A 1,950-nucleotide genomic window follows, 5' to 3' on the forward strand; every position below is an offset into this window, starting at 1 on the left:
CCACTGGAAAGGCTGGCACCGCCCACGACTTTCTGGAATTCATCGGGGACGATTTTGACGATTGCCAGCATCACAACCGAAGAGCCGATCAGGATCAGCAGCCCGGAGTTGGTGATTGTGTTGAACTGGTTGGACCAGCTCAGAATTAGGTTTTGGCCGACGCTTACCAGAAGTTGGAGCATCATCAGTTTAGCGCCGACCGAGACTGTGTAGCGCACGGTCGCGATGGCAATGTCCTTGGTCCATCGCGAGCCGCCGAAAGCCATGTTTATGACGCCGGCCGCAATGACGATGTAGCTCTGCACGAGAGTCACCACCATCCAGGCGGCTATGAGGGCGAAGCAAACTATGATGACGAGTGCAGCGACCATGAAGCCAACCGACGCGGCCGGGCTCATAAGGCTCATCTGTGACATGACTTTTTGCGCGAGCGACACGCCAGATGTGAAGACCTCGCTCGGATTCACCCCGACACCACCGGCCGCTTTCCCGGCTTGGCGGAAGCTGTCAACGATCGCCGTTCCCCAAGTAGATGCGTTCTGGAGCAGAGCGAGAAAGAATCCAATAAACAGGATCTGGTTAACCAGCTCGGCCAACCATTCGCTGACGTCGGCACCCCTGAAGGCTAGCCTGGCAGCAGCCCAGGCTAGCTCGATCGCCGCGAGGATACCGAACGTTTGCAACGCAAGAGACGCCAGCGTGCTTTCCCAACTCGCGGCTTGTGACTGGAATTGCTGAACAATGCCATCTAGGACATTCGTCGATTGCGCCCAGGCGGGAAACGAAATCAGAAAAATTGTTCCGGCCAAGGTCGCCAAGTGGAGGCGTGCGCGGCGCATCAGTAGTCTTTGCCCTTGGTTGCAGAGATAACCGGGCCGTTCGGCAACGAGTGTGGTAACTGTGCGGTGGAAGCGGCCGTAGCCGGGGTCGGGCACGACACTGCCACCTCCGACGTGATCGTGGCGCGGCTCACAAAATACCCGGCGCCAGCCGAGGCAGCAGCGGTTCCGGCCAGCACAACAGCCGCCGCGGATGTTTTGAGGGTCAACATACTCACCAGTCCTTCCCTTGAATTGGGGTGACCGCGGGCGCGGAATTGAATCGCGACATTGCGGCGTCCTCGGTTGCCCTGCGATCAGCACCCACTGCCATTTGCGTGGCCTGCATCTGCGCCGTGGTAGAGAGTGTGGCTTGTATCTGCATGAGCTGCGCAGCCTGCGCGTGCGCCAGTTCGTTGCCTGCCTGGATCGCCTGCATCTGGCCAGCCGCAGACTGCGAATGCTGTTGCAGCGTAACAAGCAGCGCGGCGTTGTTGGTTTCCATGCCCTGCTGCATCCCGAGCATCTTGCCCATCGTGCTTAGGTTGTTGCCGATGGTCTGCTGATAGCCGGCGATCTGACCGGGAATATTCGTCAGGCTGCCAACCTGATTGACATACGCCGAGGCATTTTGAAGCCGGGTAATCAGCGAGCCGGAGTTACCGGACAGCAGTGAGGCGCTATTCGACAGGGCTTGCACCCGCATGATGTCGCTCTGCACCGTGCCCCACACCTGTTGAGGTAGTGCAACGGTGTTCGTAATCATGTTGGTGTATTGATTGAGTTCTGTCTGATATTGCTGAAGTTGGGTGGCGTACGACTGCGCCTGCTGCGCCAACGTTTTGATTTGCGTCAGGGTCTGTTGCAGCCACTGCGCATTGCCCGCTGCATCATACACCGCCCATTGGGCGGCGACCCGGTGTGGCGTCCATGCCAGCAGAGCTGCGGCGGCAAGCAGGCTGCGCCTATTGCAACGTTTCATATGCCACTCCTTTTTCGTTGAGCCAGGCGAAAGGCCATTCCTGGCCGTTGACCCGTTCCAGCTGGCGGATGCGCGCGATGTCGTCAGGTGATGTCGCGCCTGCAAAGGCGAGGGTGACCGGGCCGAGGCCGAGGTCGAACAACCGGCGGC

The 1,950-nt window shown here is 59.3% G+C and carries 3 protein-coding genes; all 3 read right to left on the reverse strand.

What is annotated here, in order from left to right; translation table 11 throughout:
• Positions 1-839: P-type conjugative transfer protein TrbL (gene trbL, locus M0974_RS26320; protein WP_297844016.1), on the reverse strand; the 839-nt coding region annotated here is incomplete at its 3' end.
• Complete coding sequence (locus M0974_RS26325; RefSeq protein WP_297844019.1) at positions 839-1,051, reverse strand: hypothetical protein; 213 nt, start codon at positions 1,049-1,051, stop codon at positions 839-841. The genes trbL and M0974_RS26325, both read right to left, overlap by 1 nt.
• 2 nt (positions 1,052-1,053) lie before the next feature.
• Positions 1,054-1,800, reverse strand: coding sequence for a P-type conjugative transfer protein TrbJ (trbJ, locus tag M0974_RS26330; protein ID WP_297844022.1), 747 nt, complete (start codon positions 1,798-1,800; stop codon positions 1,054-1,056).
• Positions 1,801-1,950: the final 150 nt, after the last annotated feature.

Origin of the sequence: Pseudomonas sp. (assembly GCF_026224925.1) — a bacterium.
Classification (GTDB): domain Bacteria; phylum Pseudomonadota; class Gammaproteobacteria; order Pseudomonadales; family Pseudomonadaceae; genus Aquipseudomonas.

Coding starts and splice junctions, on each gene's coding strand:
- M0974_RS26325 (WP_297844019.1), bottom strand. CDS start 1,051: ATGTTGACCCTCAAAACATCCGCGGCGGCTGTTGTGCTGGCCGGAACC.
- trbJ (WP_297844022.1), bottom strand. CDS start 1,800: ATGAAACGTTGCAATAGGCGCAGCCTGCTTGCCGCCGCAGCTCTGCTG.